Genomic DNA, 23,250 nt, shown 5'->3' with positions numbered 1-23,250 from the left:
GGCATCGTGCCCACGCTGTTCAGAACAAGCCGGTCCGGAGACCGGCTTAAACCCTGGGATTATTTTTCCCAGCCGGCGTTCTCGTGACCACGACCTACCACACGCTCGCGGTAGATGTCGGACACCATGCCTGCATCACCAGCCAGCAGGGCCTTGGTGGAGCACAGCTCGGCACACATCGGCAGCTTGCCTTCGGCGATACGGTTGGCACCGTACTTGACCTTCTCCTCAGCGGAACCCGCTTCGGTGTTCGGGCCGCCAGCACAGAAGGTGCACTTGTCCATCTTGCCTTTGCCACCGAAGACAGACTTCTTCGGGAACTGAGGCGCGCCGAACGGGCAGGCGTACAGGCAGTAGCCACAACCGATGCAGCGATCTTTGTCGTGCAGAACGATGCCGTCTTCGGTCTTGCTGAAGACATTGGCCGGGCACACCTTCATGCAGGGTGCGTCGTCACAGTGCATGCACGCCACGGAGATGGAGGCTTCGCCAGGCTGACCGTCGTTGATGGTAACCACGCGGCGACGCTGGATGCCCCACTCTACGGCTTCGCTGTTCTCGTTCTTACAAGCAACTACACAACCGTTGCACTCGATGCAGCGCTTGGTGTCGCACATAAATTTCATTTGAGCCATCGTGAGTTAACTCCTTACGCTTTCTCAATCTGACACAGGGACGCTTTGGTCTCCTGCATCTGGGCGACCGGGTCGTAACCGTAGGTCAGTGCGGTGTTGGCGGATTCGCCCACAACGTACGGCTTGGTGCTAACACCGCCGGACTCAGGGTATTGCAGCTCTTCGTCGTGCATAACACCGGCGAAGTGGTACGGCATCCAGGTGGTGCCCGGCAGAACGCGCGGAGTCACCATCGCCTTGATCTTGATACGGCCGCCTTCGGCGCCCTCCAGCCAGACGTCGTCGCCGTCGCGGATACCGCGGTCGGTGGCGTCAGCCGGGTTGATCTCAACGAACATTTCCTGCTGCAGCTCGGCCAGCCAAGCGCTGGAACGAGACTCTTCACCACCACCCTCGTACTCAACCAGACGGCCAGAGGTGGCGATCAGCGGGTACTTCTTATCCAGGTCGTCGGCGATAACCTTGTCCTGGATGGTCTTGAACAGGGTCGGCAGACGGTGAACGCGCATGTCCTCGTGGGTCGGGTACTTGGCGATCAGGTCACGACGCGGGGTGTACAGAGGCTCACGGTGTACCGGGATCTCATCCGGGAAGGTCCACACGCGGCAGCGCGCCTTGGCGTTACCGTAGGGCACCATGTTGTGGGCCAGAGCCACGCGAACGATACCGCCGCTCAGGTCGGTCGCCCAGGTGCGGCCTTCGGCAGCCACTTTCTCTTCGTCGGTCAGCTCGTCCCACCAGCCCAGCTGCTTCAGCAGGACATCGGAGAACTCCGGGTAACCGTCTTGGATCTCAGCGTCTTTGGAGGCAGAGCCGTCCGCCAGGATGCTTTCGCCTTCGAACTCAACACCGAAGCGAGCACGGAAGTTACCGCCGCCTTGGTTTACGTTCATGCCGGTGCGGTACAGGATGTGGGTACCCGGGTGCTTCTGCTCCGGAGTGCCCCAGCACGGCCAAGGCAGACCGTAGGTCTCACCCTTGTTGGCGCCGCCTTTGGCTTGCAGATCTTCGCGAGAGAAGTCACCCCAGTTCATGGTGTGTGCCTTCACACGCTCCGGAGACCAACCGGTGTAACCGACGGAACGCATGCCCACGGTGTACTCACGCATGATGTCATCAGCGTCAGGCAGGTTGTTGGTTACCTTGATCTTCTTGGTGAAGTCATCGGCGATGCCAACGCGCTTGGCCAGACGGTACATGATCTCCAGGTCGTTCTTGGATTCGAACAGGGGCTCAACCACCTGCTGACGCCACTGAACGGAACGGCCAGAGTTGTTCAGAGAACCTTCACACTCGAACTGAGTGGCAGCCGGCAGCAGGTAAACGCCGTCGGTGCGGCGGTGCATAACACCGGCCATGGTCGGGTACGGGTCAACAACAACCACGGTTTCCAGCTTGTCCAGACCGTCACGAACTTCCATCTGACGAGACTGGGTGTTCACGGACTGACCCCAGAAGAAGGCCAGACGCAGGTGGTCTTTCTGAGCCAGGTTGGCTTTGTCTTCCAGAACACCGTCGTGCCAGCGAGAGCACGGCATGCCCGGGGTGGTCATCGGATCCTTGCCCAGGTACTGGTTCGGATCGAAGTTGGCTTTTACTTGCTCGAACGGCAGGTCCCACACACGGCACCAGTGCTGCCAGGCAGCAGTGGTCAGGCCGTAGTAGCCCGGCAGGTTGTCGAACAGCAGGCCCATATCGGTGGCACCCTGAACGTTGTCGTGGCCACGGAAGATGTTGGTACCGCCACCCGGGATACCCATGTTGCCCAGTACCAGCTGCAGGATGGAGTAGATACGGGTGTTGGCGTTACCAACGGTGTGCTGGGTACCACCCATACACCAGATAACGGTGCCCGGACGGTTCTCGTGCATGTGCTTGGCAGCAGCGTAAACCGCTTCACGGGAACAACCGGTGACGTTCTCAACTTCTTCCGGAGTCCAACGCTTAACCTCTTCACGGATCTTATCCATGCCCCAGGCACGTTGCTCCATGAAGTTCTTGTCTTCCCAGCCGTTCTCAAAGATGTGCCACATCAGGCCGTAAACCAACGGGATATCGGTACCCGGGCGCAGCGGCAGGTGGATGTGGGCGTGAGCAGCAGTACGGGAGAAACGCGGATCCGCAACGGTAATGGTGGCACCACGCTCTTTGGCAGTCAGGATGTGCTGCAAAGAAACCGGGTGCGCCTCTGCCGGGTTAGCCCCGATCAGGAAGATGTTTTTGGCGTTACGGATGTCGTTGAAGGAGTTACTCTGCGCACCGTAGCCCCAGGTGTTTGCTACACCGGCAACGGAGGTGGAGTGACAGATACGAGCGGAGTGGTCGATGTTGTTGGTGCCCCACAGTGCCGCAAACTTACGGTACATGTAGGCGCCTTCGTTGGAGAACTTGGCGGAACCCATGAAGTACACGGAATCCGGACCAGAGGTCTCTTTGATCTCCAGCATCTTGTCGCCGATCTCGTTGATCGCCTGTTCCCAAGACAGCTTCTTCCACTTGCCGCCTTCCAGCTTCATCGGGTACTTAACCCGCTTGGTGGAGTGGCCGTGCTCACGGATAGCCGCGCCCTTGGCACAGTGGCCACCGGCGTTGAACGGGTGGTCGAAGGCCGGCTCTTGGCCAGTCCATACGCCGTTCTGAACTTCAGCGTAGATACCGCAACCTACCGCACAGGCGGAACAGATGGTGCGCTTTACTTCTACCGGCTGGCTCAGATCGGTGGAGGCCGCTTCGGCCTTCTTGATCATGCCGGTACCCAGCATGGAGGCAGCGGCGATACCACCGGTGGTCACACCGGCGTTCTTCAGGAACTGACGACGGTTCAGGCCCAGGGCGCCAGCTTTTACTTCAGTAGACTTCTTAGTCAGTTGCATGACTGTCTCCGACCTTATTCGCCACGCAGCGACGCGTAGTAGCGACGCACGTGCTCGGTTTCACGGTAACCCTGCTTGCCAGTCGCGGTGGACGCGGTGTTGGCAAAGGCAGGAGCGGCAGCCACGGCAGCACCAGCGATAGGTGCTACGGCCAGTGCCTTGAGCAGCCCACGGCGCTCCAGGTTGGTCTTGGTGGTTTTCATCTCATCTCCTCGTTAAGGGCCGCACGACCGGCCCATCGGTGAGCATTGCTCGGGAATTCCGAATTATCAGAATCAGAAAACTTCCCGGTGCTCAATGCCATAAAGTGAGTCTTTGGCTCAGTGCATTCTCCATAACGGCCAAAGGGAAAATGTGATGAAGAGCACCGTTAAACAGCGATTATTCCGAATTAGGTCAGGAGTGAGATGTCGATCATGCTGGGTTATCAAAGTTTTACCGTAGATATGGCAAATCTGTGATCGCGGAGAAAATGAGATTCGCGCGGTGCCCCTTTTTGCCATGAGCTGGCGCACAAAATTCCGCCCAAACTTGATTCACGCCATTACGCTACTGACTGGAGCTGGCAGGGCAGGGTGCTTCTTGGGATTCTGACGACCTGACCTGTACAGATTTCGTCCGCTCAAGTCGCTAAACTTATGAGAAAATAACGCTGAATCCACTCCGAGGAGGCCATCATGAGAATGGTTCTTGTTGCCCTGCTGGCCGCCCTGGCCAGCCTGTCTGTCCAGGCGAACCCGCCGACCCAACTACCCCAGCGGGGCAAGCCCGACGCCAATGTCTGGATCGACAACACCCAGTTGGTACGCGCCTGCTGGTACGACAATAAGCAGTACTCGGAAGGGGCACCGCTGGAACTGGGCGGTCAGTTGATGATCTGTGGCCCGAAGAACCACTACGAGTTGAATGGCCCGCTGATGTGGCTGACCCCGGAGCAGCTCAGCGCCCGGGACAAGCCCAAGGTCACCATCAACTAGCTTGGCTATTCATCGGACCCGCATAACCGCCCATCTCCGCCCCGGCTTGAGCCCGGTTCCGAGCAGAAGATCCACTCGAAATTCCCGAGGTAAGCCTGCTCCGGTTAAGGCTCATCGAGACCGGTTATCGACAGCGTGGAGCCCCGCCTAACGCAAAAACGCCCACTCAGATGAGTGGGCGTTTTGGTTGGTGCTAGGTGCTAGGTGCTAGGTGCTAGGTGCTAGGTGCTAGGTGCTAGGTGCTAGGTGCTAGGTGCTAGGTGCTAGGTGCTAGGTGCTAGGTGCTAGGCAGGCTAGCTTGAAGCGTCTTTCAAAGCAGGCAATTACCTTCCTAGAACCTAGAAGGGCGAAGCCCGCCCTAGTACCTAGTAGCCTTGTTATCTCGCCTCCAACCGTGCGTAGGCCACCACTAGCCACTTCACCCCCTGGCCATCGAACGCCACTTGGACCCGGCTTTGCGGACCAGAGCCCTCGTAGTTAACGATGACGCCGTCACCGAACTTGGGGTGGTGCACCCGCTGACCCAGCGAGAATCCGGTCTCGTTAAAGCGCTGCTCACTCTGGTTGAAGCGGTTGTACTGACGCGGGGTGGCCACCGAGGTGGTCAGCCGTACCTCCTCCAGGTACTCCTGGGGGATCTCACGGATAAAACGGCTGGCCTTGGACAGGGTCTCCTTGCCATAGATACGGCGGGACTCAGCGTAGGTGATGGTCAGCTTCTGCATCGCCCGGGTGATCCCGACGTAACAGAGGCGACGCTCCTCCTCCAAGCGGTTGCCCTCATCCAGCGCCATCTGGCTGGGGAACAACCCCTCTTCCACGCCACACATGAACACCTGGGGAAACTCCAGGCCCTTGGCGGTGTGCAGGGTCATCAGCTGGACGGCGTCCTCGGACTCCCCGGCCTGGCGCTCGCCTGCCTCCAGCGCGGCGTTGGCCAGGAAGGCATTGAGATCATCCAGATCCTCCGCCTCTTCGGCCTTGACGAAGGTGCCGGCAGCGGTCACCAGTTCTTTCAGGTTCTCCACCCGGGCTTCCGCCTTCTCCCCCTTCTCCGCCTGGTACATCGCCAGCAGGCCGGAGTGCTGGATCACGTGGTCGGTCTGGTTCTTCAGCTGATAGGTCTCGGTCTCCGCCTCCAGCTGGCCAACCAGCTCCATAAAGCGCTTCACCGCCGAGGCGGCACGACCGGCCAGACCAGACTCGCTGAGCAGACGCTGACAGGCCCGCCACAGGGTGATCCCCTCGGTCCGGGCGGTCTGGCGGATGATGTCGACGGTGCGGTCACCGATCCCCCGGGTAGGGGTGTTGACCACCCGCTCGAAGGCAGCGTCGTCATCACGGTTGGCGATTAGACGCAGGTAGCCCAGGGCGTCCTTGATCTCCTGGCGCTCGAAGAAGCGCAGGCCGCCATAGATGCGATAGGGCACGCTGCGGTGCAGCAGCGCCTCTTCCAATACCCGCGACTGGGCATTGGAGCGATAAAGGATGGCGCACTCCGACAGGTTACCGCCCTCCTCCACGTGTTTCTGGATGCGGCCGACAATGTAGCGGGCCTCCTCCAGCTCATTGAAGGCGCTGTAGAGGCTGATCGCCTCGCCGTCCTTGCCGTCGGTCCACAACTCTTTGCCCATCCGCTCGTTGTTGTGGGCGATCAGCGCGTTGGCGGCGCTAAGGATAGTGCCGGTGGAGCGGTAGTTCTGCTCCAGTCGCACGGTGTTGGCACCGGGAAAATCGTGCAGGAACTGATTAAGGTTCTCCACCTTGGCACCACGCCAGCCATAGATGGACTGGTCATCGTCCCCCACGATCATGATGTTGGCGCTGTCTCCGGCCAACATCCGCACCCAGGCGTACTGGATGCTGTTGGTGTCCTGGAATTCGTCCACCAGCATGTGGCGGAAACGCTGCTGGTAGTGGCGCAGCAGCGGCGGGTGGTTGAGCCACAGCTCGTGGGCCCGCAGCAACAGCTCGGCGAAGTCCACCAGGCCGGCGCGATCACAGGCGTCCTGGTAGGTCTGGTAGATCCGCAGGTAGGTCTTCTCCACCGGGTTAAAGCCGGCATCGATGTGCTGAGGGCGCAGGCCCTCGTCCTTCTTGGCGTTGATGTATCCCATCGCCTGGCGCGGTGGCCAGCGCTTCTCATCCAGCTCCAGGCTGCGGATCACCCGCTTGAGCAGACGTTGCTGATCGTCGGCATCGAGGATCTGGAACCCCTCCGGCAGCTTGGCTTCCTTGTGATGAGCCCGCAGCAGGCGATGAGCCAGGCCGTGGAAGGTGCCGATCCACATACGCCCCATCGGCCCCTGCACCAGCTCCTCGATGCGTGAGCGCATCTCCGCCGCCGCCTTGTTGGTGAAGGTCACCGCCAGGATGGCAAAGGGGCTCTCTCCCTGCTCCTGCAGCAGCCAGGCGATGCGGTGGGTCAACACCCGGGTTTTGCCGGAGCCGGCTCCGGCCAGCACCAGGGTGGCCCCCGGTGGGGATTCCACCGCGGCGCGCTGTTTGTCGTTGAGCTTATCGAGCAGGGCGGAGCTGGACATAGGTAGTGAGGCCACTGAAGATTGAAAAATAGCTGTATATTATACCAGTAGTTTTACCGCCAGAGACAGCGCGGCGGCGCGAGCAGCATCAAAGCAGCTGGCGCAGTGCCTGCAGCGAGTCGACGGCGGCGGTGGGCAGACGGGCTCCGGCCGGACGGGGCCGGCCATCGGGCCGCGGATTCAGCCAAACCGCCTGACAGCCGGCACTGAGGGCTCCGGCCACATCGGTGTCCGGGTGATCGCCGATGTGCAGCAGTTGCGATGGGGCCAGCCCCAGCTGTTGGCAGCAGCGATGGAACAGGTCTGGCGCAGGCTTCTGTGGGCCATCAGGCCCCGCGTTGAGTACGCAGGCAAAGGGGATCTGCGGCATAAAACGGGACACATCGGCATTGCCGTTGGTTATCACCGCCAGCGGATAGCGCTGTGCCAGCGCCTCAAGCAGTGCCAGGTTTTCCGCCGGCACCTGGATATCGCTGCGCCAGACCAGGAAGCGCTCCATCGCCTGCTGTGCCAGCTGCTGTGCCTCATTCGACGCCAGTCCCAAGCCCAGCGCGCCGGAGGTCAGTGCGGCCAGACGCCACTGGGTACTGCACTGCATCAGCTCAGGCTGTGAGCTCGCTACCTGGTTCTTATGCAGGCGCCAGAAGTCTCTGTCACCTGCCAAGGGCGCCGAAATCGCCTGCTGCAACCAGTCAACCAGCCTCTGCTCGGCTCGCTTGAGCACCGGTGGGTTGTCGTACAGGGTATCGTCCAGGTCAAAGCTGAGGGCCTGAACGGGCTGGAGGCGGCGATAAAACTGCAGTCGGTGGGCGCGGTGCATCGATGGGGCGTTCCTTATCTCGGGATGCGCCCCAGTGTGACCTCAGTTTTGACCGGCAGCAAGCGGCGCAGCCAGCCAGGCAGGGGGCGCGGCGGCCTCTAGGATACGCCAGACCAGGTTGCTGTGGATCTGTGCCTGGCCGCTGTGGTCGATGTTGGGGGCAAACTCCACCAGCTCAAACCCCAGCATTTGTTGACGTGCCGCCATGGGCATCTGCACCAGCACCTCGAGGATCGGCTCCAGCGCCAGGCCATCGGGACAGTAGCACGCCACATTGGGCATCAGCTGAGGATCCAGCGCATCCAGGTCAAAGGAGATGCCAAAGCCGTTGGGGCAGGCCGCCGCCTTGTCGATGGCCCGCTGCAGCGCCACCTTGAGAGCGGCCTCCGATTGCACCTCCACCGCATGGATCACCTCCACCCCGAGCCGTTCCAGTCGTGCGGCTTCCTCCGACTCGTAGCTGCGGATCCCGATCAGGGTGGTGTAGGCCGGGTCTACCGACAGGGGTCGATGCCAATCCACCAGCGCCGGGTGGCCCTCCCCCATCAAGGTGGCCAGGGGCATGCCATGGATGGCACCGGTGTGGGAACTGTGCTGGCAATGGCTGTCCATGTGGGCATCGATCCAGACCATGCCAATGGGTCCCTCACAACGGGCGGCGATCCCCTTCCAGGTGCCGATGGCGCAGGAGTGATCGCCCCCCACCACCATGGGAAAGCGACCGGCCAGGACGGCGCTGTCCACCGCACTGGCCAGACGGCGGTTGTACTCCGCCGTGGCCTTGTAGAGGCAATCCGTGCTGGGCCGTTCGACTACCAGGGTATCGAACCGGGCACCGGAGTGCGCCAGCTGGGTGCCATGGAACTGTCGCTGCAACAAAGCAGCGGCGTGGCGGGTGTCAGTGTCCGGGCCGCAGTTGATGCCACACGCGGCGCCGATTATTTCCGGCTGCAATACGTCGAACATGGTGCCAGTCCCTCTGCTGAAATCCCCGCCAAGCTATCGAGGCGCCAAGACAGTTCGGTGACAGCAACACAACGGCTTGATGACAGCAATGGCGGCTCGCTAGCAGTCGACAGCCCTGGCCAGCAACTTGCTACAATGGCGCCAAACTCAGAACAGGACAGAGCAACCAATGGCCAAAGCAGGGCAAGAGAAGGTCTCGGAAGCGGTGGTAGTGGAGGCGATGAAGATCGCCCGGGCCACCCAGAAGCCGGGGCAAACCAAGGAACAGACCAAGCTGATCGCCAAGGGGATAGAAAAAGGGATCGCCGAATACAAGAAGCAGCAGAAGGCCAAGTCCCGGGCTGCGGATAAGGCCAAGAAGCAACAACAACGTGCCAAAAACCGGGCCGCCGAGCAGGCGGAGCCTGAAACCGAGGCAGTGAGCCAGGCCAGCTCCCCCAGCCGACTGCCCTGGATCCTGCTGGGACTCAGCTGGTTGGGGTTCGCCCTCTACCTGGGACTGCTGAGTAAATAACGCTAGGTCCTGGATCCAACAGGCCACCCGCAGGTGGCCTGTTTACTCTCGTCGCCCACTGGGGCGTTATTGCGACCTCGCCTTAACGACGGGTGCTGGTCTCCGGACCACTGAGAATGGTATTGACCTGATCCTTGGCCAGCTCATTCTCCTGCTCAATCTGCGCCTTGGTGCGGCAACGCCGTTTACGAATGTTGGAGCCGGTGGTGCGCTCCTGACGGCAGATCAGGTCGTCATCCTGGTTGTTGGCCTGTGCACCGGCTGCCGATTCCTCCGTGCTGGCACACCCCGCCATCAACACCACACCCAGCACTACTAGCATCGCTTTCATACGCTTGACTCCCTGTCAGTTTGATTCGCAGGTGATAACATACGTGAAAGATTAAGATATTCAAATTAAATAAAAAATAAGCTTCAAAGCCCACTAAACCAAGCCTGGTGAAGACAGATCCACCAGCCTGGAAGCTTCATTTACAGACTCAAGGTTAATACGCCATCGTCTGTTTGCCACTGCAATGCCCCCATTCCAGCCAACCTTTGAGCGCCGATAGCCCCGCCCCTGGTCGGTAAGCAGCAGTCCACAAAACCGATGGCTCCAGGCTGTCTCATCAGATTGGGGGTTCGTTATGACTTCTTTTTCGCCCTTGGGTGGGCGCTGTCGTACACCGAGGCCAGATGTTGAAAGTCCAGGTGGGTATAGACCTGGGTGGTGGCCAGGTTGGCGTGGCCCAGCAGCTCCTGCACTGCGCGCAGATCGCCGCTGGATTCCAGCATATGGGTGGCAAAACTGTGGCGCAGCTTATGAGGGTGGATGCGGGCATCCACCCCCTGTTTCATCCCCCATTGGGCCAGGCGCTGCTGCACGCTGCGGCGGCTCAACCGGGTGCCCCGCTGAGACAGGAACAGCGCGTTGGACTGGCCTTTGCACAGCGCCGGCCGCAGTGTCAGGTAACGGGTCAGCCAGCGCTTAGCCATGCCCGCCACCGGCAGAACCCGCTCCTTGTTGCCCTTACCCAGCACCCGCACCGTATCGCCGTCCAGATCCAGTCCGTCACACTCCAGCCCCACCAGTTCATCCAGCCGTAAGCCCGAGGAGTAGAACAGCTCCATGATGGCGCGGTCACGCACCGCCAGCGGGTCCTGCTCGTCGATGGCCAGCAGTTGGTCGATCTGATCCGGATCCAGGTTCTTGGGTAGGGGTCGGGCTTGCTTGGGTGCCTGCACCCCGGCAGTGGGGTCATGCTTCAGGCCATGGCGTTGTTGCAGGAAGCGCACCAGCTGGCGCAGGGCGGAGAGGGTCAGCGCCAGTGAACGGGGAGACCGCCCCTGGCGGTGTAGTTTGGCCAGGGCATCCTGGCAATGGTGCGGCTTGAGATCGGGCCAGCGCTGAACCCCCATGGCACTGAACAGGGGCAGCAAACGCTCCAGTTCACGCTGATAGTTGCGCTGGGTATGCGGCGAGTATTGGCGCTCGCTGCGCAGGTAACGCAGGAAGTCCGGAAGGTGGCTATCCACGGTTGGCTTGCTGCAGGCGGAAGGTCAGCAGCTGCTTGAGCTGATCCAGCAGCATGGTGCCCATCTCCGGCACAAAGTGAGAGGGATCGTGGGAGGCGATGGCCAGCAATCCCTGCCAGCGGCCGGGCTCACCCAGGCCAATCAGCGCTACCGAGCCGGTCTCGATGCCCACCAGCAAGCGGGCTTCCGCCGCCGGCAGGCGGCCAAGGTAGTAGCCCCGCTCATCCAAGCGGCGCTTGAGGATCAACGCCAGCTCCGGTTGCTCGAACTGGCCCGGGGACCGGGCACTTAGCAGGCGCACACGGGTGAAGCGGAACTGGGCCCGCAGCCGCGCCGCCAGCTCCTGCTGCACCGCCTCGAGGGTGTCCAGGGCCAGCAGGTCAAACAGCAACTCGCTGTAGAAGCGGTAGATCTCTTCGTTGCGCGCCGCCACCGACAGCAGCGAGGTGATCTCCTCCTCCAGCTGGCCGACGCGCTCGCGCAGCATCATCTGCTGACGCTCCACCAGCGATACGGTGCCGCGATCCTGGTGAGGGATCTGCATCGACAGCAGCAGCTCCGGATAGCGGCTGAAGAAATCCGGGTGATCCAGCAGGTACTCCCTCACCAGCACTGGATCAACATGATTGAGATTAATCAGGTTCTTTTGGCTCATAGTTGCATCTGTCCGTCGTACACATGGGTGGCGGGTCCCACCATGTGTACGGGCTTGCCGGGACCACCCCAGCGGATCTGCAAACTGCCTCCTGGCAGCTCCACTTTCACCTTATCGGCCAAGATTCCCTGATATTGACCGATCACCGCCGCCGCACAGGCACCGGTACCGCAGGCGCGGGTTTCTCCTACCCCACGCTCAAACACCCGCAGGCGGATATGATCCCGACTCAACACCTGCATAAATCCGACGTTGACCCCCTTGGGGAAGCGCTCATGGCGCTCCAGCAGCGGCCCCAAAGTCTCCACCGGTGCACTGTCGACGTCATCGACCTTGAGCACACAGTGGGGGTTGCCCATGGAGACCGCCCCCGCCAGCACCGTTTGCAGCTCGGTGGGCAGCAGGTAGGTCTTCTCCTCTTTCTTGGCCCGGAAGGGCAAAGAGGCCGGGGCAAAATCCGGTACCCCCATGTTGACGCTGACCTGGTCCGCCCCTTCCAGCTTGAGGGACAGCTTGCCACGCTGGGTCGACACCTTGATGACATCGCGGTTGACCAACCCCTTGAGCCGGACAAAGCGGGCGAAGCAACGGGCACCATTGCCACACTGTTCCACCTCACTGCCATCGGCATTAAAGATGCGATAGTGGAAATCCAGGTCAGGATCGTAGGGCGGCTCCACCAGCAGCAGCTGATCAAACCCCACACCGGTGTTGCGATCGGACAGGCGACGGATGGCCTCGGGCGACAGGTAGAGGTTCTGGGTTACCCCATCCACCACCATGAAGTCGTTGCCGAGCCCATGCATTTTCGAAAACTTTACCAAAATCAATCGCCTTAACCTGATCAGAAGAATTAGTTTACGGTAGAACCTGCTCTCCACGCCACAACTCTTCCACCGTCTCTCGTGCCCGCACCAGGTGGTGGTCATCGCCATCCACCAGGATCTCGGCCACTCTGGGGCGGCTGTTGTAGTTGGAGGCCATGGTAAAGCCGTACGCCCCGGCGCTGCGCACCGCCAGCAGATCCCCCGGGGCCAGCACCAGCGGCCGGTCTTTACCGAGGAAATCGCCGGTCTCACACACCGGGCCAACCACATCGTAGCTGCGTGGCTCGCCCTGGCGGGGCACCACCGGGATGATCGCCTGCCAGGCCGCGTAAAGGCTGGGGCGCAGCAGATCGTTCATGGCGGCATCAACGATGGCAAAGTCTTTATCGTCACCGTGCTTGAGGTACTCCACCTCGGTCACCAGGATGCCGGCGTTGGCCATAATGGCGCGACCGGGCTCCAGCACCAGGGTCAGCTGCCGCTGGCCCAGGCGCTGCCGCAGGGCATCGGCGTACTCTGCCGGCAACGGCGGGGTCTCTTTGTCGTAGGGCACGCCCAGGCCGCCGCCCACATCCAGGTGGCTCAGTTCGATGCCCAGGGCAGCCAGTCGGTCCACTAGCGCCAGTAGCCGATCCAGCGCATCGATAAAGGGCGGCAGGCTGGTGAGTTGGCTGCCGATGTGGCAGTCCACCCCCTTGATGGCCAGATGGGGCAGCGCAGCGGCTTGCTGATAGACCGCCTCGGCCCGGGCCATGGGGATACCAAACTTGTTCTCTTTTAGCCCGGTGGAGATGTAAGGGTGGGTGCCGGCGTCCACGTCCGGGTTGATGCGGATCGACACCGGTGCCACCTGCCCCAGCTCGCCGGCCACCGCGTTGACCCGGGCCAGCTCCGGCTCCGATTCCACGTTGAAGCAGTAGATCCCCGCCTGCAGCGCCTGGCGGATCTCCGCCGAGGTTTTGCCCACACCGGAAAACACCACCTTGGCGGGATCACCTCCGGCGGCGATCACCCGGGCCAGCTCACCACCGGAAACAATGTCGAAGCCACTACCCAGCCGGGCCAGCAGGTTCAACACCGCCAGGTTGGAGTTGGCCTTAACGGCGTAGCAGATCAGGTGAGGGTGGCTGCCCACCGCCTCGTCGAAGGCACGGTAGTGCCGCTCCAGCGTGGCACGGGAGTAGATGTAACATGGTGTGCCCTGGGCCTTGGCAATGGCCCGTACCGGCACGTTCTCGGCGAACAGCTCGCCATCCTGGTAGCTGAAGTGATCCAAGCTGTGTCCCTATTGTTCGGTTTGGCTGTCGGTTTCCGCCGACGTCGCCTCGGTTTGGTTCGGTTCTGCCTCAGCCGGCAGGTACAGCGCCCCGGTCTGGCCGCATCCGGCCAGGCCCAGCAGAAGCAGGGCCATCATGCTCATTCGGCGCATCGTCCATCCTGTCCCAAAAGGTGTTTGTGGCATGATACCAGTTCCTTCCCGCTTGGGTACTCTGGCCAGGCCGAGCGGATTTGGTATAGTCCCCTGCATTGAAACCCGATAGCTAAGAGATCCCCATGACCATTGATAGCAGCCAGTTCCACCAGTTGGCGGATGACCTGATGACCCGCATCACCGACGCCATCGACGAAGCCGAGCTGGACCTGGACTACGACCAGGCAGGCAGCGTGCTGGAACTGGAGTGTTGCGACGGCAGCAAGATCGTCATCAACAAGCAGGAGCCGCTGCGCCAGATCTGGCTGGCCACCAAGTTCGGCGGCCACCACTATGACTACCGGGATGGGGTGTGGATCGACGATCGCAGTGGCGACGAGTTCATCGCCTTCCTCAGCGCTGCCATCACCCGCCAGGGCGGTGAAACCCTCAGCCTGTGACGCCTTACTGCGGCAAGTCCAGCAACACCCGATCGACGAAACGCCGCAGCAGATCGTTGGACAGCGGCGTCTCCTGGGCACTGTCCAACACCTCGCGCAGGTGATCCTCGCCGTCGGTATAGTGGTGGGCAAACTGGGTTAATCGCTCGATCAACACCGGTCGATCCACCTCCGGGTGGAACTGGGTGGTCCAAAAGGGCGCACCATCGACCCGGAAGCTGTGGGTGCAGGGCTCGGTAAAGGCCAGCAGGGTGCAGCCCTTAGGCACGGTCAGGGCCCGTTCGCGATGCACGCTGACTGCCATAAAGCCCTGGGGCATGTCATGGTAGAGCGGATCCGATGCCGCCGCCTCGGTCAGTTGAATCGCCACCGTGCCCATCTCAAAGCCGCTCTGATCCCGGATTACCTCACCGTCCAAGGCCCGAACCGCCAGCTGGTGGCCAAAGCAGCTGCAAAACACCGGCAGACGCACGGCGATGCAGTGGCGCAGCAGTGCCATAGCCGGTTCGACAAAGGGATAGCGCTCCTGCTCCAGCACGCTGGCTTCGGAGGAGCCCCCCACCAGCACCCCATCGATGCCCTGCAATACCTCGGGCCCGAAACTGGGGGTATCAAACAGATTAAGGATGCGGATCTGCTCCGGCGCCAAACCGCAGAAGCGGGCAAAGCTGCGCCACTCCTCATCTCGGGTCTTGGGGTTTTCCCGGATCTGCACCAACAGCAAACACAATGACTCTCGTGGGGTGCTCACGCCCAGTCTCTCCTCTCCTTGGTGGACTCCACCCGTTATACCCTCCCGGACCGGTGCAACTCAAACCCGTTCGATCCTGGCTTGCAGCCCCTCCTACTTCGGACGCCAGCAAGGCATTGGTGAAATTCCGTTCAGTCCGCACCGGGGCTGGGTTTCACCGCTGTCCAGCGGTTAGGCAGGTTGCTAGAATGCGCTATGCCAATGAAGTAAGGACTGACCCATGAGCCTGGAGTTACTTGAGAAACTGGAAAGCCGGGTGCACAACGCCCTGGAAACCATGGAGCTGATGCAACTGGAACTGGAGGAGGAGAAACTGCTGAGTGCCGAGCTGGCACAGGAGCGGGATAACCTGCACCGGGAGAACCAGGAGCTGAAGCAGCAGTTGTCTGCCTGGCATGCCAAGGTCGAGGGGTTGTTGGGAAAGCTGCCGGATCAGGCAGCCTGAACGCAACGATACCATAAAAAAAGGTGGGGTTAGCCCCACCTTTTTTGTGCCTGACACCCCACTAGGTAGCGACTGGAGCCGGTTTCACCATGCGGTTGAGCTCCACCACCACCTCGCGCAGTTTGGGACGGCAATGGCGGGGCATGACGAAGCGGCCATCACGAAATTCCAGGCGTCCAAGGTTTTTCACCACCACCACGCCATCACGGAAGATCCGGGCGTGTTTGGCAATCAGTCGGGGGGCGTACAGGGGAAAGATTCTCACAGTCATGTCCATTGATTATTCTGCTTCGTCCATGAAGTCAGACAGAGTATAGCAGCGGTAGTTTCCTGAAAATCAGGCATTTCGTTATGACGAAGGGCAATAATCTTAGACGATTATTGAATGATTTGCACCGGCTATAGCATACGGTGGCGGAGGCAGGTGTTGCCTCCGCCCACTGGCCCTTAGGATTTGGTGGCCAGGTAGTTCAGCAGCTCATGCAGCTCGTCCAGGGATTCCACGCTGCCGGTATCAACCACGTACTTGTTGTTGACCATCAGCGCCGGTACACCACGGATGCCGCTGGCGCTTTGCGCCTGCTTCCACTTCTTCATCTGGCTGTTGACCATGAAGCTGGCAGCGGCCTTGTCGTAGTCTGCTGCAGCAACGCCGTTGTCGGCGAACAGCTGCTTGACGTCTCGCTCGGTGGCAAACTGACGACGGGCGTCATGGATGGCACTGAACATCGCCGGCTTGATGGTCTCTTCTACCTTTAGCAGCTGAGCTACAGCAAACGCGCGAGTCATCTCGGTGCCCATCGGCCCACCGATGAAATCTACGTGATACTGCTCGAACTTGACGCCATCCGCCAGACCCGCCTTGATCGGACCCACGAAGGTCTTCTCGAAGTTGTAGCAGTGGCCACAGTAGAAGGAGAAGAACTCCGTCACTGTCGGGGTACCATTGGCCGGGGCCTGATTGAAGGTGGTGTAGTGGGTGCCTTCCTTGAAATCCGCGGCAAAAACACTCAGGGGTGCCAGTACCAGAGCGAACGCGATGGACAACATCTTCTTCATGGTGTGCTCTCAGTTGTTAATTTTGGGTTAAAGGGTGCCACAGGGGGCGGTACGGAGCAACGGTTTACCCTCTGGTATCACCAGTTGCCTCCGGGGGTTAGGCGCAACGGCGCTTCATCCAGCGCCGCCAGCTGTTCCTTCATTGCCAGGATCTGCTGCTCCCAGAATTTGTCCGTGCCAAACCAGGGAAAGTTCCTTGGAAAAGCCGGATCTTGCCAGCGTTTTGTCAGCCACGCCAGATAGTTGATCATGCGCAGTGCCCGTAATGGCTCAATCAGGTCGAGTTCCGCCACCGGCAGCGAGGCAAAGGTCTCGTAGCCCTCCATCAGCACATCCAGCTGCAGCAGGCGCTGGGCCCGATCGCCATTGAGCATCATCCACAGGTCCTGCACCGCTGGCCCCATGCGGGCGTCGTCCAGATCCACGAAGCTGGGGCTGTCATCCCGCCACAGGATGTTGCCCGGGTGCATGTCACCGTGCAGCCGAAGCCGGGTTTGCGGCGCACTCAGTGGGGCCTCGATCCGCGCCAGCAGTTGATCCACCACGGTCAGCAGGTTGGTCTCGATGTAACCGGACAGCTGCGCCTGCTGGGCCAGCACCTCGCGGGCCTCGAAGCCGAATTCAGCGACACTGAAGGTAGGGCGATGCTCGAACGCCCGCTTGCGCCCCTCCTGATGCAACCGCCCCAGGAACCGGCCAACCCCCTCGAGCTGGTCCAGGTTGTCCACCTCGAACTCCCGCCCGCCCACCGAGTGCCACAGGGCAAAGTGGTAGCCCTGGTGGGGGAACAGGGTGGTGCCATCACGCACCAGCGGGGCGGCCACAGGCACCTCGGCCTCGGCCAGCTCCAGGGCAAAGCGGTGCTCCTCCAGGATCTGTTCCACGCTCCAGCGCTGGGGCCGGTAGAACTTGGTGACGTAGCGGCCACCGTCTTCAGCCCGGAATTGGTAGACCCGGTTCTCATAGCTGTTGAGCGGTAACAAACCGGAGCTGGGATACAGTCCCAGCCCCTCTACCGCATCCAATACGGTATCCGGGGTCAGGGATTGGAAATCAAACTGCGCCGCGGTCATTGGCCAACCTCCCCGGCCAATCGGCCCAGGAAGCTCAGCACCTCGGCCCCTTCACTGTCCCCCTCCTGGGCCTGCAGCCACAAGCTGTCGCACAGGGCTTCGAAATGCAGCCCGAGGCTGACCCCCTCGAACGCCACCGGCCAGAACAAACGGTCGGCGCCCTGGTCCATGTTGCCCAGTTGGCAGTCCAGCCGTGCCATCAGCGCGGGCACCAGGGTCTGCATCTGCTCCTGGGTAAAGGGGGTGTGCCAAAGCAGTTGATTGGCGCTGCGATCCAGTCTCGGCGGGGTCAGCTCGAGCAGGAGAGGGTGAGCGAGCGGCTCCATGACGGGGCTTCCTCGATAAAGGGGTGGTCCTGTGGCCTGGGATCATAGGGGCGAGTCAGGGCCCGGTGCAAGCGCATCAGCGGGCGATTGTTGCCCTGCTCTGCCGCAGCGATGGCCTGCTGGGCCAAATGGGTACGCAGCAGAATGGCGGGATTGGCCCGGTTCCGTTGCTGGCCCCAATCCGACGCCACGGTACCGCCGCCCAACCGCTGCTGGTAGCGCAGCCACCAGGCATCGAAGTCAGACTGCCCCTGGAACTGGCGATGCAGCGGGGTGTCCTGACCACTGGGGTCACACTGGCCCAGCTGACGCAGGGTCAGGTGGTAATCGACACCACTGCGACCCATCAGGTTGAGTAGCTCGGTGATCAGCGCCAAGTCCTCCTCTGTTGGATCCTCCAGCCCCAGCCTGGCGCCCATTCGGGCCAGGTAACGCGCCACCAGGGCCGGCTCGTACTCCGCCAGGGCGTCACGCAGCTGCGTTTCCGACAAAAAAGGGGTCAGGGTCAGTGCCAGCTTGTTGAGGTTCCACAGGCCGATCCCCGGCTGCTGGTCAAAGGCGTAGCGCCCGGTGTGATCCGAGTGGTTGCAGATATGGCCACTGTCGAACTGGTTAAGGAAGGCAAAGGGGCCGAAATCAAAGGTTTCACCCAGGATCGACATGTTGTCGGTGTTGAGCACCCCATGGCAGAAGCCGAAGGCCTGCCAGTCCGCCACGGTTTCTGCTGTGCGCTGCACCACGTCGACCAGCCAAGCCAGGATCGGCTCCGGCTCGGCAGCCAGCTGTGGAAACAGGGTGTCGATGCTGTCGCGGATCAACGCCTCAAGCTGATCTTGCTGGCGGGTATAGAAGAAGTACTCGAAATGGCCAAAGCGCAGATGACTGCAGCTGACCCGCACCGTGATCGCCCCGGTTTCCTGCTCCTCCCGCCAGACCGGGGTATCAGAGCCGATCACCGCCAGGGCTCGCGTCGTAGCGACGCCCAAATGGTGCAGCGCCTCGCTGATCAGAAACTCCCTCACCGCGCTGCGCAGCACCGCTCTACCGTCGCCACCGCGGCTGTAGGGTGTCGGCCCGCTGCCCTTGGCAAACAGCTCGTACTCTCCCCGCTGACCCAGGTGCAGGCCGCGACCATCCCCCAGCCTGGGCGTATAGCCACCAAACTGATGGCCACTGTAGACCTGGGCAAACCCGGGCCAGGGCAGGCTCTGCTGACCGGCGAACAGAGCCAGAAGATCCAATGACCGGTTCAATGACAGGGTTTCAGCCAGGTCGTCACTCCACCCCAGCCAGCGCGGGTTGGCCAAGGGCTGCGCCGCGACCTCAGAGCCCAACCAGGGCAGACGGGCACCGATACCAGCCTGCCAGCCCTGTGCCAGGGGCAGCGTCACTGCAGCCTCGGAATTGATCCCAGTCACGTTCCCATCCATTGCGGCTTACCCCGTCGATTGCATCATCGTATGATGACAACAAAGTCCGACTGATGCACTGGGTTATTGGATGAAAAACACGAAGCTGACCGGTCGCCTGGCGCGTGAGCATGACACGCTGGGTAAGATGATGGCGATCTATTGCCGCAGCCAATGTGGCAGCGCGCCGCGCAAGCAGGGACTCTGCAGCCAGTGCCAGGCGCTGCTGGACTACGCCGAAACCAAACTGGATCGCTGCCCCTATGGCGATCAAAAACCTACCTGCGCCAAGTGCCCTATCCATTGCTATAAGCCGGAACCTCGGGAGCAGGTACGGGCTGCCATGCGCTTTGCCGGACCCAGAATGCTGCTGCGCCACCCCATTGCCGCCATTCGACACCTGATCGACGATCGCCGTGAGGTGCCCAAGAAGCCGCCGATGCGCGCCAACCGGCGCCGTAGCCAGGCCAGCCAGGATCCCCAGGAATAAAAAAAACGCCCATCGGGACAAGATGGGCGTGGACGGGACACTAAGATCAGTCACGTTGGGCGATCCAAGTCGTTGGAACGCGGGCGCTGGCCCGACATTATCGAGCTGAGCCTCCGTGCCCGGCCCGCGGTCCACAATCCTTAGTCGACCCAATAATTTAAAAACTGTAACCCTCTGCCAACACATCGCTACCGCTGCGCCCAGCGGCTTTAGCACCGGCCATCGTTCACCTGCGACCTCCGCGTTTTTGCATCGCCAGGCTAAAAACCAAGCCCTCCCATCGAATTTGACTCATCCCCTGGCAGAACACTGGCAAGCCACTGTAAACCTGCCACCCTTACTAAGTGTCTCTACGTGCAAGGAGCCGAGCCATGAGGCCTCTGTTGGGGGTGGTACTGCTGTTGATGTTCAGTCCAGCGCAAGCGGATTGGGAGTGGGATTTTCTCACCCGAGGCCACTGGTACACCGGTCTGCAGGTGGGCTACACGGAAACCAAGATTGACGCAGGCACCGCGCACCCAGTGACCCTGCATGCGCTGGGGGGCTACCAGTTCAACCCCTACCTGGGGATAGAGACCCGTATCGGCCTGGGCCTGAATGACGACACCGTAGTCGATGACGTTGAAGCGGGGATCGACAGCTATTACGGCCTCTACCTGACCGGCACCTGGCCACTAACCGACTGGGTCAAGCTGTATGGTCTGCTCGGAGCCACCAACCTGGATCTGGAAGCCAACGACCAACCGAGCCAACGCAGCGACAGCGCTACGGATCTCAGTTATGGCGTGGGCTTCAGCCTGTACGCCACCGAGCAGCTGAGCCTCAACCTGGAGGTCATTAGCTGGGTGGAGAAGGGTCGATTCGATGTCTCTGCCCTCAATTTCGGGGTTCGCTACGATTTCTAACGGAGTATCCCATGCGACGCACCCTGTTACTCATCGCTCTGCTATTTGGCCCCCTCAGTCACGCGGGCCAATTCTACCTGGGTGGACAGATCGGCTACTACGACCTGTCAGCGGAAGGCCAGGATGTCACCCCGGTGGGGATCAACCTGCAGGGCGGCTACCGCTTTTCACCTTTCGTCGGTCTGGAGCTCAGAGCAGGCACCGGGATCAGCCGCGATGACGCCGCCTCGGTCGAGGTTGGGGTAGAGCACAACCTCGGCGCCTACCTCAATGCCGGCGTGCCCCTCTCCGACTGGGTCAGGCTCTACGGACTGCTGGGCTACACCACCGGCGAGGTGGAGATCAGCGTCTCCGGCCAGAGCCGCACCCAGCAGGAGCAGGATCTCTCCTATGGTGCCGGTTTTGGCCTGGGGGCCACCGAGCAGCTGAGTGTGACTATTGAGTACATGCAGTGGATCGACAAGGGTGGGGTGGACGTCTCCGGCTTGACCCTGGGGGTCATCTACCTGTTCTGAACCTGCAAGATGCCAACAAAAAAGCGGGCCTACTGGCCCGCTTTTTTTCTTCGAGATTTGATTAGCGCCAGCTGGGCGCCTGCTGCTCAAAGGCCTCGATCGCCGCCTGCTGGGCCAGGGTCTGACCGATGGGGTCCAGCCCCTGCAGCAGATTCTGCCGGGCGGCTTCATCCAGGCTGAAGGGGTAACTCTGGCCGTCCGGGCCGAACACCTGACAGCAGGTCAGATCCACGGTGATACGACAACCGGGCTGTTGCTCAATCTGCTGGGTCAGACGCTGCACCTCCTCCTCCGGCAACACCACCGGCAGCAGGCCGTTGTTGATCGCGTTCTGGTAGAAGATATCGGCAAAGCTTGGAGCGATCACCGCACGAAAGCCAAAGTCCTCCAACGCCCAGGGGGCGTGTTCCCGGCTGGAGCCGCAGCCGAAGTTCTCCCCTGCCAGCAGGATACTGGCACCCTTGAATACCGGTTGGTTGAGGGCAAAGTCCGGATTGGGCTGCTCACCGGCCTCATCCAGGTAACGCCAATCATGGAACAGGTGCACTCCAAAGCCCTGGCGGGTCACCTTGGCCAGAAACTGCTTTGGGATCAGCTGATCGGTATCGATGTTGGCGTGGTTGAGGGCCACCGCCACCCCTTGGTGCTGGGTAAACGCCTGCATTATTGCGCCTCCAAGATCTCGAACTGACGAACGTCGGCAAAGGTGCCGGTCACGGCGGCGGCCGCAGCCATCGCCGGGCTCACCAGGTGGGTGCGACTGCCCCGCCCCTGCCGCCCCTCGAAGTTGCGGTTGGAGGTGGAGGCGCAGCGCTGGCCCGGGGCCAGACGGTCTTCGTTCATCCCCAGGCACATGGAGCAGCCTGGCAGACGCCACTCGAATCCCGCCTGGGTAAAGATCCGATCCAGCCCCTCAGCTTCGGCCTGGGCCTTTACCTGGTGTGAGCCGGGCACCACGATGGCCTGCACTCCCTGGGCTACCTGGCGCCCTTGAGCGATGGCCGCGGCGGCGCGCAGATCCTCGATGCGAGAGTTGGTGCAGGAACCGATGAATACCGCGTCGATGCTCAGCTCCGTCAACGCCTGCTGCGGCATCAGATCCATGTAGGCCAGGGCCTTGATGGCAGCACTCTGCGCCACCTTATCGGACAGACTGGCGGGATCCGGTACCCGCTCGGTTACAGCCATCACCTGACCGGGGTTAGTGCCCCAGGTGATTTGTGGTGCAATGGCGGCAGCCTCCAACACCACCTCGGCGTCAAACTTTGCATCCTCGTCGCTGGCCAGTGTCTGCCAGTCGGCCACCGCCTGCTGCCAATCCGCACCTGCGGGGGCATAGGGCCGTCCCTTGAGGTAATCGACCGTGGTCTGGTCAGGTGCAATCAAGCCCGCCTTGGCCCCCAGCTCGATCGCCATATTGCACACGGTCATCCGGCCCTCCATCGACAGGGCTTGGATCGCCTCTCCGCAGAACTCAACCACGTAACCGGTACCGCCGCCGTGGCCCACCTTGCCGATGATGGCCAACACGATGTCCTTGGCGGTGATCCCCGGCCCCACCTGACCACGCACCTCGATGCGCATGGTCTTGGCGCGACGCTGACGCAGGGTCTGGGTGGCCAACACGTGCTCCACCTCGGAGGTGCCGATGCCGAAGGCCAGGGCGCCAAAGGCACCATGAGTGGCGGTATGGGAGTCACCACAGACGATGGTGCTGCCAGGCAGCGTCAGTCCCTGCTCCGGCCCCATCACGTGCACGATACCCTGGTTGGGATGATGGACATCAAACAGGGTGATGCCGAACTCCTCGCAGTTCTTCTGCAGAGTCTCCACCTGGGTCCGCGCCAGCGGCGGCAGCGCCTCGATGGAGGCGGTGGTGGTGGAGGTGTTGTGATCCATGGTGGCGGTGGTGCGCTCTGGCTGGCGCACCGGGCGCCCGGCCTGGCGCAGGCCATCAAAGGCCTGGGGCGAGGTCACCTCATGCACCAGGTGACGATCGATATAGATCAGCGGCGTCTGACCTTCGGGGGTCGGGATCTGATGGCTGTCCCAGATCTTCTCATACAGTGTCTTCGCCACA

27 protein-coding genes are annotated in these 23,250 nt (G+C 61.5%); 7 read left to right on the top strand and 20 right to left on the bottom strand.

Annotation, left to right across the window (positions count from 1 at the left end; genetic code table 11):
• Positions 1–59: 59 nt before the first annotated feature.
• The 3 genes from fdh3B to BUC04_RS14980 are packed head-to-tail and all read right to left on the bottom strand — an operon-like array spanning position 60 to position 3,711.
• Entirely contained in the window at positions 60–635 is a 576-nt protein-coding gene (gene fdh3B / locus BUC04_RS14990) for a formate dehydrogenase FDH3 subunit beta (protein ID WP_067659656.1), read from the bottom strand.
• 14 nt (positions 636–649) lie between these two features.
• Complete coding sequence (locus BUC04_RS14985; RefSeq protein WP_067659659.1) at positions 650–3,508, bottom strand: formate dehydrogenase subunit alpha; 2,859 nt, start codon at positions 3,506–3,508, stop codon at positions 650–652.
• 14 nt (positions 3,509–3,522) lie between these two features.
• The gene (locus tag BUC04_RS14980) at positions 3,523–3,711 is read right to left on the bottom strand and encodes a hypothetical protein (protein WP_067659662.1); all 189 of its coding nucleotides are present in this window, start codon (positions 3,709–3,711) and stop codon (positions 3,523–3,525) included.
• A 474-nt stretch (positions 3,712–4,185) separates the two neighbouring features.
• On the opposite strand from BUC04_RS14980, the gene BUC04_RS14975 reads away from it, so the two are divergent.
• Positions 4,186–4,485, top strand: a complete 300-nt coding sequence (locus BUC04_RS14975) for a DUF1496 domain-containing protein (protein ID WP_082766659.1) — start codon at positions 4,186–4,188, stop codon at positions 4,483–4,485.
• Positions 4,486–4,862: 377 nt separating this feature from the next.
• Here BUC04_RS14975 and uvrD read toward each other — a convergent pair whose 3' ends face one another.
• The 3 genes from uvrD to BUC04_RS14960 form a co-directional block, all read right to left on the bottom strand.
• On the bottom strand, positions 4,863–7,028 hold the full coding sequence (gene uvrD / locus BUC04_RS14970) for a DNA helicase II (protein ID WP_067659680.1): 2,166 nt from the start codon (positions 7,026–7,028) through the stop codon (positions 4,863–4,865).
• Positions 7,029–7,116: 88 nt separating this feature from the next.
• Positions 7,117–7,848 (bottom strand): HAD-IA family hydrolase, encoded by a 732-nt coding sequence (locus tag BUC04_RS14965; RefSeq protein ID WP_067659683.1) that lies wholly within the window; start codon positions 7,846–7,848, stop codon positions 7,117–7,119.
• 42 nt (positions 7,849–7,890) lie between these two features.
• Complete coding sequence (locus BUC04_RS14960; protein WP_067659687.1) at positions 7,891–8,814, bottom strand: arginase family protein; 924 nt, start codon at positions 8,812–8,814, stop codon at positions 7,891–7,893.
• Between the two features lie 169 nt (positions 8,815–8,983).
• Between BUC04_RS14960 and BUC04_RS14955 the strand changes: the two genes are divergently transcribed.
• A complete protein-coding gene (locus BUC04_RS14955; RefSeq protein WP_067659690.1) occupies positions 8,984–9,328 on the top strand; it encodes a DUF2956 domain-containing protein in 345 nt (114 codons plus the stop codon).
• A gap of 82 nt (positions 9,329–9,410) precedes the next feature.
• Here BUC04_RS14955 and BUC04_RS14950 read toward each other — a convergent pair whose 3' ends face one another.
• The 6 genes from BUC04_RS14950 to lptM form a co-directional block, all read right to left on the bottom strand.
• Positions 9,411–9,659, bottom strand: coding sequence for a hypothetical protein (locus BUC04_RS14950; RefSeq protein WP_067659693.1), 249 nt, complete (start codon positions 9,657–9,659; stop codon positions 9,411–9,413).
• Positions 9,660–9,952: 293 nt separating this feature from the next.
• Positions 9,953–10,843 carry a tyrosine recombinase XerC gene (xerC, locus tag BUC04_RS14945; protein WP_067659696.1) on the bottom strand — a complete coding sequence of 297 codons (891 nt, stop codon included), beginning with the start codon at positions 10,841–10,843 and terminating at the stop codon, positions 9,953–9,955.
• Complete coding sequence (locus BUC04_RS14940) at positions 10,836–11,498, bottom strand: DUF484 family protein (protein WP_067659699.1); 663 nt, start codon at positions 11,496–11,498, stop codon at positions 10,836–10,838. Before BUC04_RS14940 ends, xerC begins: the two co-directional genes overlap by 8 nt.
• Complete coding sequence (gene dapF, locus BUC04_RS14935) at positions 11,495–12,322, bottom strand: diaminopimelate epimerase (RefSeq protein WP_200804692.1); 828 nt, start codon at positions 12,320–12,322, stop codon at positions 11,495–11,497. Before dapF ends, BUC04_RS14940 begins: the two co-directional genes overlap by 4 nt.
• Positions 12,323–12,356: 34 nt before the next feature.
• The gene (gene lysA / locus BUC04_RS14930; RefSeq protein WP_067659702.1) at positions 12,357–13,601 is read right to left on the bottom strand and encodes a diaminopimelate decarboxylase; all 1,245 of its coding nucleotides are present in this window, start codon (positions 13,599–13,601) and stop codon (positions 12,357–12,359) included.
• A gap of 9 nt (positions 13,602–13,610) precedes the next feature.
• Positions 13,611–13,754, bottom strand: coding sequence for an LPS translocon maturation chaperone LptM (gene lptM / locus BUC04_RS23695; protein ID WP_143165740.1), 144 nt, complete (start codon positions 13,752–13,754; stop codon positions 13,611–13,613).
• Between the two features lie 125 nt (positions 13,755–13,879).
• On the opposite strand from lptM, the gene cyaY reads away from it, so the two are divergent.
• Positions 13,880–14,197 carry an iron donor protein CyaY gene (gene cyaY / locus BUC04_RS14920; protein WP_067659705.1) on the top strand — a complete coding sequence of 106 codons (318 nt, stop codon included), beginning with the start codon at positions 13,880–13,882 and terminating at the stop codon, positions 14,195–14,197.
• A 4-nt stretch (positions 14,198–14,201) separates the two neighbouring features.
• On the opposite strand, the gene BUC04_RS14915 is transcribed toward cyaY, so the two are convergent.
• Positions 14,202–14,948, bottom strand: a complete 747-nt coding sequence (locus BUC04_RS14915) for a glutamine amidotransferase-related protein (RefSeq protein ID WP_067659708.1) — start codon at positions 14,946–14,948, stop codon at positions 14,202–14,204.
• Between the two features lie 220 nt (positions 14,949–15,168).
• Here BUC04_RS14915 and BUC04_RS14910 point away from each other — a divergent pair, with 220 nt between their 5' ends.
• On the top strand, positions 15,169–15,393 hold the full coding sequence (locus BUC04_RS14910) for a cell division protein ZapB (RefSeq protein WP_067659710.1): 225 nt from the start codon (positions 15,169–15,171) through the stop codon (positions 15,391–15,393).
• 61 nt (positions 15,394–15,454) lie between these two features.
• Here the strand turns inward: BUC04_RS14910 and BUC04_RS14905 are convergent, their stop codons facing one another.
• The 5 genes from BUC04_RS14905 to BUC04_RS14885 all read right to left on the bottom strand — a co-directional run bounded on the left by BUC04_RS14905 (position 15,455) and on the right by BUC04_RS14885 (position 19,206).
• On the bottom strand, positions 15,455–15,658 hold the full coding sequence (locus BUC04_RS14905; protein WP_067659848.1) for a DUF1107 family protein: 204 nt from the start codon (positions 15,656–15,658) through the stop codon (positions 15,455–15,457).
• Between the two features lie 182 nt (positions 15,659–15,840).
• A complete protein-coding gene (locus BUC04_RS14900; RefSeq protein ID WP_067659712.1) occupies positions 15,841–16,452 on the bottom strand; it encodes a thiol:disulfide interchange protein DsbA/DsbL in 612 nt (203 codons plus the stop codon).
• Between the two features lie 77 nt (positions 16,453–16,529).
• Positions 16,530–17,525, bottom strand: a complete 996-nt coding sequence (locus tag BUC04_RS14895) for a serine/threonine protein kinase (RefSeq protein WP_067659715.1) — start codon at positions 17,523–17,525, stop codon at positions 16,530–16,532.
• Positions 17,522–17,851, bottom strand: a complete 330-nt coding sequence (locus BUC04_RS14890) for a DUF3630 family protein (RefSeq protein WP_067659717.1) — start codon at positions 17,849–17,851, stop codon at positions 17,522–17,524. Before BUC04_RS14890 ends, BUC04_RS14895 begins: the two co-directional genes overlap by 4 nt.
• The gene (locus tag BUC04_RS14885) at positions 17,815–19,206 is read right to left on the bottom strand and encodes a protein adenylyltransferase SelO (protein ID WP_067659849.1); all 1,392 of its coding nucleotides are present in this window, start codon (positions 19,204–19,206) and stop codon (positions 17,815–17,817) included. The genes BUC04_RS14890 and BUC04_RS14885 overlap by 37 nt, the downstream gene beginning before the upstream one ends.
• Positions 19,207–19,351: 145 nt before the next feature.
• Here BUC04_RS14885 and BUC04_RS14880 point away from each other — a divergent pair, with 145 nt between their 5' ends.
• The 3 genes from BUC04_RS14880 (at position 19,352) to BUC04_RS14870 (ending at position 21,170) form a co-directional block, all read left to right on the top strand.
• Positions 19,352–19,750, top strand: a complete 399-nt coding sequence (locus tag BUC04_RS14880; RefSeq protein ID WP_067659720.1) for a nitrous oxide-stimulated promoter family protein — start codon at positions 19,352–19,354, stop codon at positions 19,748–19,750.
• Between the two features lie 371 nt (positions 19,751–20,121).
• The gene (locus BUC04_RS14875; RefSeq protein ID WP_067659723.1) at positions 20,122–20,655 is read left to right on the top strand and encodes a porin family protein; all 534 of its coding nucleotides are present in this window, start codon (positions 20,122–20,124) and stop codon (positions 20,653–20,655) included.
• A gap of 11 nt (positions 20,656–20,666) precedes the next feature.
• Complete coding sequence (locus BUC04_RS14870; protein WP_067659724.1) at positions 20,667–21,170, top strand: porin family protein; 504 nt, start codon at positions 20,667–20,669, stop codon at positions 21,168–21,170.
• Between the two features lie 61 nt (positions 21,171–21,231).
• On the opposite strand, the gene leuD is transcribed toward BUC04_RS14870, so the two are convergent.
• Positions 21,232–21,834, bottom strand: coding sequence for a 3-isopropylmalate dehydratase small subunit (gene leuD, locus BUC04_RS14865; protein WP_067659727.1), 603 nt, complete (start codon positions 21,832–21,834; stop codon positions 21,232–21,234).
• Positions 21,834–23,249: a 3-isopropylmalate dehydratase large subunit gene (gene leuC, locus BUC04_RS14860; protein ID WP_067659730.1), complete on the bottom strand. Its 1,416-nt coding sequence runs from the start codon at positions 23,247–23,249 to the stop codon at positions 21,834–21,836. Before leuC ends, leuD begins: the two co-directional genes overlap by 1 nt.
• Between the last annotated feature and the right edge of the window lies 1 nt (position 23,250).

It is taken from the genome of Ferrimonas marina, from assembly GCF_900129905.1.
In the GTDB taxonomy this organism is placed as follows: domain Bacteria; phylum Pseudomonadota; class Gammaproteobacteria; order Enterobacterales; family Shewanellaceae; genus Ferrimonas; species Ferrimonas marina.
The sequence above is the reverse complement of the archived record's forward strand: the minus strand, read 5'-3'. Positions and strand labels throughout refer to the sequence as shown.

Bases quoted from the DNA above. Each gene is read 5' to 3' on its own strand.
- fdh3B (WP_067659656.1), bottom strand. From the start codon at position 635: ATGGCTCAAATGAAATTTATGTGCGACACCAAGCGCTGCATCGAGTGC.
- BUC04_RS14985 (WP_067659659.1), bottom strand. From the start codon at position 3,508: ATGCAACTGACTAAGAAGTCTACTGAAGTAAAAGCTGGCGCCCTGGGC.
- BUC04_RS14980 (WP_067659662.1), bottom strand. From the start codon at position 3,711: ATGAAAACCACCAAGACCAACCTGGAGCGCCGTGGGCTGCTCAAGGCA.
- BUC04_RS14975 (WP_082766659.1), top strand. From the start codon at position 4,186: ATGAGAATGGTTCTTGTTGCCCTGCTGGCCGCCCTGGCCAGCCTGTCT.
- uvrD (WP_067659680.1), bottom strand. From the start codon at position 7,028: ATGTCCAGCTCCGCCCTGCTCGATAAGCTCAACGACAAACAGCGCGCC.
- BUC04_RS14965 (WP_067659683.1), bottom strand. From the start codon at position 7,848: ATGCACCGCGCCCACCGACTGCAGTTTTATCGCCGCCTCCAGCCCGTT.
- BUC04_RS14960 (WP_067659687.1), bottom strand. From the start codon at position 8,814: ATGTTCGACGTATTGCAGCCGGAAATAATCGGCGCCGCGTGTGGCATC.
- BUC04_RS14955 (WP_067659690.1), top strand. From the start codon at position 8,984: ATGGCCAAAGCAGGGCAAGAGAAGGTCTCGGAAGCGGTGGTAGTGGAG.
- BUC04_RS14950 (WP_067659693.1), bottom strand. From the start codon at position 9,659: ATGAAAGCGATGCTAGTAGTGCTGGGTGTGGTGTTGATGGCGGGGTGT.
- BUC04_RS14940 (WP_067659699.1), bottom strand. From the start codon at position 11,498: ATGAGCCAAAAGAACCTGATTAATCTCAATCATGTTGATCCAGTGCTG.
- lptM (WP_143165740.1), bottom strand. From the start codon at position 13,754: ATGCGCCGAATGAGCATGATGGCCCTGCTTCTGCTGGGCCTGGCCGGA.
- cyaY (WP_067659705.1), top strand. From the start codon at position 13,880: ATGACCATTGATAGCAGCCAGTTCCACCAGTTGGCGGATGACCTGATG.
- BUC04_RS14910 (WP_067659710.1), top strand. From the start codon at position 15,169: ATGAGCCTGGAGTTACTTGAGAAACTGGAAAGCCGGGTGCACAACGCC.
- BUC04_RS14900 (WP_067659712.1), bottom strand. From the start codon at position 16,452: ATGAAGAAGATGTTGTCCATCGCGTTCGCTCTGGTACTGGCACCCCTG.
- BUC04_RS14895 (WP_067659715.1), bottom strand. From the start codon at position 17,525: ATGACCGCGGCGCAGTTTGATTTCCAATCCCTGACCCCGGATACCGTA.
- BUC04_RS14890 (WP_067659717.1), bottom strand. From the start codon at position 17,851: ATGGAGCCGCTCGCTCACCCTCTCCTGCTCGAGCTGACCCCGCCGAGA.
- BUC04_RS14880 (WP_067659720.1), top strand. From the start codon at position 19,352: ATGAAAAACACGAAGCTGACCGGTCGCCTGGCGCGTGAGCATGACACG.
- BUC04_RS14875 (WP_067659723.1), top strand. From the start codon at position 20,122: ATGAGGCCTCTGTTGGGGGTGGTACTGCTGTTGATGTTCAGTCCAGCG.
- BUC04_RS14870 (WP_067659724.1), top strand. From the start codon at position 20,667: ATGCGACGCACCCTGTTACTCATCGCTCTGCTATTTGGCCCCCTCAGT.
- leuD (WP_067659727.1), bottom strand. From the start codon at position 21,834: ATGCAGGCGTTTACCCAGCACCAAGGGGTGGCGGTGGCCCTCAACCAC.